Raw genomic sequence first — 6,938 nt, 5'->3', positions numbered from 1 at the left:
AGGCTGCGTCCGGCTGCGCAGCAGTCGTAAGCCCTGAGCGCGAGCATTTACTGAAACACCGCGCTGTCGCGTTTGCCGACTGCTGCGCAGCCGGACGCAGCCTCGCAGGCTCGACAGCTGCTACAACGGCTTCAACGGCTTCAACGGCTACAACGGCTACAACACGCGTTAGCCCATGTTTGCGCGCGGTTGGCGAGGGTCGGCGTTGCATCGTGAGGGGTCTCACGCGCTGCTGAAAGGGAACCACCGGACGATTTTGCTGCCCATCGTAGTATCAATCGGTTCCCTGCAAGGAGGTTTTGATGCGGACACTCGAACTGGCCGGCGTCCATGTACCGGTCATCGGTCAAGGCACATGGCGCATGGGCGAAGACGGCTCCCGGCGCAAAGCCGAAATCGCCGCGCTGCGCCAAGGCATCGAGCTGGGCATGACCCTGATTGATAGCGCGGAAATGTATGCCGAAGGCGGCGCCGAGGAAGTCGTTGGCGAAGCCATCAGTGATCAACGCGACAAGGTCTTTCTGGTCAGCAAGGTCTATCCGCACAACGCCAGCCGAAAAGGCATCCCCCAGGCCTGCGAACGCAGCTTGCGACGCCTCGGTACCGAATACATCGACTTATACCTGCTGCACTGGCGTGGCCAGTATCCCCTCCAGGAAACGGTCGACGCGTTCGAAGGCTTGCGCGATCAAGGCAAGATCGGTCGCTGGGGGGTGTCAAATTTCGACGTCGATGACTTGCAGGAACTGGCCTCCCCGGCCTGCGCGACCAATCAGGTTTTGTACAACCTCGAAGAACGTGGCATCGAGTACGACCTGCTGCCCTGGCAACAACAACTGCAAATCCCGTTGATGGCGTACTGTCCCATCGGCCAGGGCGGCCAGATGCTGGCTCACGCAACCCTGAAAACCATCGCCACCCTGCATGACGCCACCCCCGCGCAAGTAGCGCTGGCATGGATTCTGCGACAGGAAGGGGTAATAGCCATTCCTAAAGCCGTTCGGCCGGAACATGTGCGTTTGAATGCACAGGCTGCACACTTACAGCTTCAACCCGGGGACCTGGAGGCGCTGGACCAGGCATTTCGCCCGCCGCAACGTAAACAGCGCCTGGCCATGGTTTGAGTCAATGCGGTTTTGTCAGAGGGCTTCCCCATGAGAAGCACCGATCTACAGGATTCGTTCAATCTGCAGCGCTTCATCAACGCGCAAGATCCGGTGTTCGTAAACGTTGAGGAAGAGCTGAAAGCCGGAGAAAAACGCCGACACTGGATGTGGTTTGTCTTCCCGCAACTGGCCGGACTGGGCGGCAGTGAAATGTCGCGCTATTTTGCCATCCAGTCCGCCGACGAGGCAGTGGCCTACTTTGAACATCCGTTGCTCGGCGCGCGTCTGCGCACCTGCACGAAGTTGGTGCTGGACGTTAAACAACGCTCCGCCGCCGATATTTTCGGTCATCCCGACGACCTGAAATTTCGCTCTTCGATGACGCTGTTCGCGCAAGTCGCTCCGGACCCTGCCTTGTTCAAGCAGGCGCTCAAACAGTACTTCCACAGCATCCCTGACGACTGGACGTTGTCACTGCTGGACTTAAAAAAGGCCCAGTTGCCCCCCAACCAGAGTTGAAAAATCGTCGTTCACGAACGGCAGAATTGCATCTGCTATCGGCTGTAATTGCCGAGTCACGTAATGATCGTAGTCGATCGGCGCCGTGCGGATTTCCAGCGGTTCCGGCCCGGCCACGGTCATCACGTAACTGATCCATCCGCCATTGTGATATTGCCGGGGTCGGCCTTGCCGATCGTTAAACTCGTCGGCGAGACGCGCAGCGCGCACGTGGGGCGGCACGTTGCGTTGGTAATCGTCGAGGGCACGGCGCAGGCGCTTGCGGTATATCAAGCGATCATCGAACTGCCCCGCCAGGGTCTTGCGCACGTAATCGCGCACGTAATCCTGATACGACTTGCGCTGGAAGATTCGCAAATAGAGTTCCTGCTGAAATTGCCGGGCCAGCAGCGACCAGTCAGTGCGCACCGTCTCCAGACCTTTGTAGACCATTTCGTCAGTGCCGTCGGCGAGGGTGACCAGCCCGGCGTAACGCTTTTTGCTGCCCTCCTCCGCGCCACGAATGGTCGGCATCAGAAAGCGTTTGTAGTGAGTCTCGTATTGCAGCTCCAGCGCACTGTCCAGGCCGTACTCCTGCTGCACATGTTCGCGCCACCACTGATTGACGTGGTCCACCAGCGCATGGCCGATCTGCGCGGCTTCTTCCTGCCCGTGCGCGCGACGCAGCCAGACGAAAGTCGAGTCGGTGTCGCCGTAAATCACCGTGTGGCCCTGGGCTTCGATCAATTGCCGGGTACGCAGCATGATTTCGTGACCGCGCAGAGTGATCGATGACGCCAGCCGCGTATCGAAGAACCGGCAACCACTGGAGCCGAGCACGCCGTAGAAGGCATTCATGATGATCTTCAACGCCTGGGACAGCGGTGCGTTGTGCTCGCGCTTGGCGGTTTCGCGACCTTCGGCCACCCGCGCGACGATGGCGGGCAGGCAATGGCGGCTGCGGGAGAAGCGTGCGCCGCGGAATCCCGCAACCGACTCATCGTCAGAGGGATGCTTGAGGCCTTCGATCAGGCCCACCGGATCGATCAGAAAGGTGCGAATGATTGACGGATAGAGGCTCTTGTAATCGAGCACCAATACCGATTCATAGAGCCCCGGCTGCGAGTCCATGACAAAACCGCCCGGACTCGCTTCAGCGGGTTTGCTGCCAAGATTGGGCGCGACGAAACCCTTGCGGTGCATCAGTGGCATGTACAAATGGGTAAAGGCCGCCACTGACCCACCGCTGCGGTCCGCCGGCAAACCGGTGACACTGGCGCGTTCCAGCAAGAAGGTCAGCAATTGGGTCTTGGCAAAAATCTGCGTGACCAGCTCGCAGTCCTTGAGGTTGTACTTGGCCAGCGCCGGTTTGTCCTCGGCGAACATGCGGTTGATTTCGTCCATGCGCTGATACGGATTGTTGATCGCTTTGCCTTCGCCCAGCAGGGTTTGCGCAACGTTTTCCAGGCTGAAGGACGCAAAGTTCCAGGTCGCCGAGCGCAGGGCTTCAATGCCGTCGATGATCAGCCTGCCCGCCGCCGAGGCGAAGTAATGATTGCCGCTGCCGTGTTCGCGCCACTGCATTTCCTCGCCGCCGCGCCCCAGTTTCAGCGGCACACCCAGGCGTCGCGCGTGTTCGTGCAGCACGCGCAGATCGAACTGCACAACATTCCAGCCGATGATTGCGTCGGGATCAAAACGGGCGAACCATTCATTGAGCTTTTTCAGCAGGACGGTGCGGGAGTCGCAGTATTCGAGCTGGAAGTTCACCGCGCTGTGGTCACCGTTGGGCGGCCCGAGCATATACACCTGACGCTCGCCGCAGCCTTCCAGGCCAATACAGTACAGTTCGCCGCGCGCAGTGGTTTCGATGTCCAGAGACACCAGTTTCAACGCCGGGCGGTAATCGGGATGGGGTTTCATCTGCGCATCGCGAAGCAGGCCGTCGGCATCGGGTGTGCCGCCGAAAATCACCGGTGCAGTGATGAAACGCTCCATCATGTAGCGCTCCGGCGGGCGCACGTCGGCTTCGTAAACTTCGATGCCGGCCTTGCGCAGCACCGTTTCCAGGCGCATCAACTGGCCGTGCTGCTGGCAATACAGACCGAGCACCGGGCGATGCTCGAAATCCTGCAACGCCAACGGGCGCAGCTCGACGTTCTTTTCATCTCGCAGCAGCAATTCGGCCTGTTCGCGCTGAACCGCCGGAATAAACGCCACCGACGGCTGATGCGGCAGGCGAACCCGTTGGGCGCCATTGTCGGTGGCCAGCCAGAATTCGACTTCGGTGCCGCCCGGGGTATCGCGCCAATGCCGGGTCAGGACAAAGCCCCGCTGTAAATCCACCACTGCAACCTCGAAATTGATTCAGGCGCTGATTGTACCTTTCATCGTGGCTGAGATTGCGCAGCAAATACGGTGGATGACGGCATTGGCGCGCTCGTGACGCGGGTGTCTCAGTCAGGTCGATCTTGCCTCTATCCCCATGGTAAGCAGGCTGGCTCCGCCAGTTTGCGCATGAATATCGGCCAAATGACGTTATTTGCGCGTTATCTGCCGTTTTGCGCCTTGCTCTGCGGGCCAGCGTCTACGATTCTTCAGGAACAACGACAACACCAGAGTAACCACCATGAAAACCGTCGCCCAACTGCTCAAGTTGAAAGATCAGAAAAATCAGGAAGTGCACCAGATCAAGCCCGATCACATGGTGCTCGAAGCACTGATGAAGATGGCCGAGAAGAACGTCGGCGCTTTGCTGGTGGTGGAAAATGAAGAGGTGTTGGGAATCATCAGCGAGCGCGATTACGCCCGCAAGCTGGTGCTGCATGGCCGCTCTTCAGTGGGCACGCCGGTGCGCGACATCATGGTCTCGCCGGTGATCACGGTTGATACCCACCAAACCGTCGACAACTGCCTGAGCATCATGTCCGACAAACGCCTGCGACACTTGCCGGTGGTGGAGAATGGGAAGCTGATCGGCTTGTTGTCGATTGGCGATTTGGTCAAGGAAGCGATTGCCGAGCAGGCTGAGTTGATTCAGCAGCTGGAGCAATATATTCGGGGTGAATAGCGGGGAAGCCGGCTTGGTCGCGGAGGGGTCGATGGGTCGATTGGTCGATTGGTCGATTGGTCGATTAAGATGTTGACTGACCTGCCGCTTACACGAGTAAGCGCTCCTGCACTTGCGATCACCTGTAGGAGCGAGGCTTGTTCGAGATGGCTTTCTGTCAGGCTGCAGTGGATTTATCGGTGTACATATCCGGTTTTAGGGTGATGGCTGCTATGGGTTCCGCTCTTACAGCGGGTCACTTGGAGGAGCCTGCGCGGCCCGACACCAAGTAACCAAGCGCTCTTGCCCCTGACGTCCGGTGGCTCGCCGCCACAGCCGCCGAGGCGGCCTGATAGCCGACCTGGCTGCGCAGGTTAAGCCACAACGCAAATCCTTGTAGCAGCTGGCGAAGCCTGCGTCCGGCTCGGGCCGCGATCGGACGCAGGCTTCGCCAGCTGCTACAAGGGTTTTGTGCTGCTGCGTAGATGTGGCGCAACTCCCACGAGCCAGGTCGGCTATCAGGCCGCCTCGGCGGCTGTGGCGGCGAGCCACCGTACGTCAGGGACAAGAGCACTTGGCTAATTGGGGCCGGGCCGCGCAGGCTTTTCCAAGTGACTCGCCGTAAGGGCGAAACCAATACTGGCCATCACCAAAAAAACGGATATACACCCCAATCGCCACAGTGAGCACCGCGCAGAAAAGAGATCAACGATCAACCCCCAAAAACACCTCCACCACCGACCCAATCAACCCCTCATCAAAAATCATGCTGCGATGCGGTTCCGGCGAATACAGCGAGCAATTCAACGCTCCCGACCGGCTACAACGCGTGATCAATGCCTCGGCAAAAGCCAACTCCTGCGCAGTCTTCTCCGGCACCGCCCACCAACAGCTCGGCTTAACGTCGACAGGCTTGAACGTAAAGGCGTCGAACGCCTCGACCAACCGCTCATGCACCGAAAATGCCTGGGCATTCATGACCTCGGTTTTAATGTTCTGCACAGTCGTCAACAACTCACCCTGGCCAGGCTCAACCAACCCCGCCGCCCAGTCATAAAACTGCTTCACCGAACCGTGAGGCGAGTCTCGCAGCCAGGCAGCCGTGCGCTCAGTGAGGGTGGGAAACAGCAGGTCAAAATAGCCAATAGCGTCGCGTAATTCTTCCGACGCATCACTGCCTGGCTGCTCGCCGTGCAGGTGTCGATGGCGTGGCAGTCCGCCCGGGTACAGCTGCTCCGGCACGGTACTGTCCACCAGGCCCAGAAATGCCACCTGATGCCCCAGGCCTTCGAGAATGGCGGCAATGTCCAGCGCGATCGGGCCGCCCAGTGACCAGCCCAGCAAATGGTAAGGCCCCTGCGGTTGCGCCTTGATGATTTCGCGGCTGTAGTCGGCAATCATCGCGTCCCAGGTTTGCCCATCGTTCTGTTGCTGATTGAACCCGCGATGCATCACGCCATACACCGATGCCTGGCCCTGAAGTTTTTTCGCCAATGGCTGATAGCAGAACACAATGCCGCCGCTGGGGTGTACGCAAAACAGGTTAGGCGCAGTCGCCGGTGCGGTATTCAGACGGACCACGCACTGGCTCTGTTCGCGATGCTTGCGCGAGATAAACGAGGCCAACGCACCAATGCTCGGATGGGCCAGCAGTTCTTGCAGACGCAGTTCGATATTCAGCCGGGCCTTGAGGGTGGAAATGAACTGGATGGCCAGAATCGAGTGCCCGCCCAGTTCGAAGAAATTATCGCTAACGCCCACCCGCTCGATCCCCAGCGCCTGCTGCCAGAGTTCGGCCAGCGCCTGCTCCAGCGCAGTGGTCGGCGCCACATACGTTTGCCGCCACAGGCTCGCGTCCGGCGTCGGCAATTGCTGGCGGTCGAGTTTGCCGTTGGCATTGAGCGGAAAGTGCTCGAGGAACAGCAGATGGGCCGGCACCATGTAGTCCGGCAACCGTGACCTGAGGTCGCTCAACAAGTGCTCGCGCAGTTCGGCGGTCGCCGGTTCGCGCGGGATCACGTAGCCAACCAGTTGCAGCCCGCTCGGCCCTTCATGGGTCAGTATCGCGCAGTCCTGCACCGCCGGCAGGGCTTGCAGACGCGCCTGGATTTCTCCCGGCTCGATGCGGAAACCGCGAATTTTTACCTGATGGTCGATGCGTCCGGCGTATTCAAGACTCCCGTCGGCGCCATAGCGGGCCAGGTCGCCGGTGCGATACAGACGCCCGCCCGGTTGCCGGGCGTACAGGTCGGGAATGAAGCGGCTGGCGGTCAGATCGCTGCGCT

Annotated in this window: 5 protein-coding genes; 3 read left to right on the top strand and 2 right to left on the bottom strand. The window is 59.8% G+C overall.

The window, feature by feature from the left end:
* Positions 1-302 precede the first annotated feature (302 nt).
* Together F8N12_RS22930 and F8N12_RS22925 are read left to right on the top strand one after the other, a co-directional pair.
* Entirely contained in the window at positions 303-1,124 is an 822-nt protein-coding gene (locus F8N12_RS22930; RefSeq protein WP_150582427.1) for an aldo/keto reductase, read from the top strand.
* A gap of 30 nt (positions 1,125-1,154) precedes the next feature.
* The gene (locus F8N12_RS22925; protein ID WP_150582426.1) at positions 1,155-1,625 is read left to right on the top strand and encodes a DUF1810 domain-containing protein; all 471 of its coding nucleotides are present in this window, start codon (positions 1,155-1,157) and stop codon (positions 1,623-1,625) included.
* Here F8N12_RS22925 and F8N12_RS22920 read toward each other — a convergent pair.
* Entirely contained in the window at positions 1,590-3,950 is a 2,361-nt protein-coding gene (locus F8N12_RS22920) for a DNA polymerase II (protein ID WP_191623209.1), read from the bottom strand. The genes F8N12_RS22925 and F8N12_RS22920 overlap by 36 nt on opposite strands.
* A 283-nt stretch (positions 3,951-4,233) precedes the next feature.
* Between F8N12_RS22920 and F8N12_RS22915 the strand changes: the two genes are divergently transcribed.
* Positions 4,234-4,674, top strand: a complete 441-nt coding sequence (locus F8N12_RS22915; RefSeq protein ID WP_150582424.1) for a CBS domain-containing protein — start codon at positions 4,234-4,236, stop codon at positions 4,672-4,674.
* Positions 4,675-5,358: 684 nt separating this feature from the next.
* Here the strand turns inward: F8N12_RS22915 and F8N12_RS22910 are convergent.
* Positions 5,359-6,938, bottom strand: a 1,580-nt coding sequence (locus tag F8N12_RS22910) for an alpha/beta fold hydrolase (RefSeq protein ID WP_150582430.1), incomplete at its 5' end; no start/stop codon positions are given.

Origin of the sequence: Pseudomonas fluorescens, assembly GCF_902497625.1 — a bacterium.
Lineage (GTDB): Bacteria > Pseudomonadota > Gammaproteobacteria > Pseudomonadales > Pseudomonadaceae > Aquipseudomonas > Aquipseudomonas fluorescens_BQ.
This window is presented reverse-complemented; position numbering and strand designations above follow the sequence as displayed.

What these genes read in the sequence shown, in the direction of transcription:
- F8N12_RS22930 (WP_150582427.1), top strand. Translation starts at nt 303, where the DNA reads ATGCGGACACTCGAACTGGCCGGCGTCCATGTACCGGTCATCGGTCAA.
- F8N12_RS22925 (WP_150582426.1), top strand. Translation starts at nt 1,155, where the DNA reads ATGAGAAGCACCGATCTACAGGATTCGTTCAATCTGCAGCGCTTCATC.
- F8N12_RS22915 (WP_150582424.1), top strand. Translation starts at nt 4,234, where the DNA reads ATGAAAACCGTCGCCCAACTGCTCAAGTTGAAAGATCAGAAAAATCAG.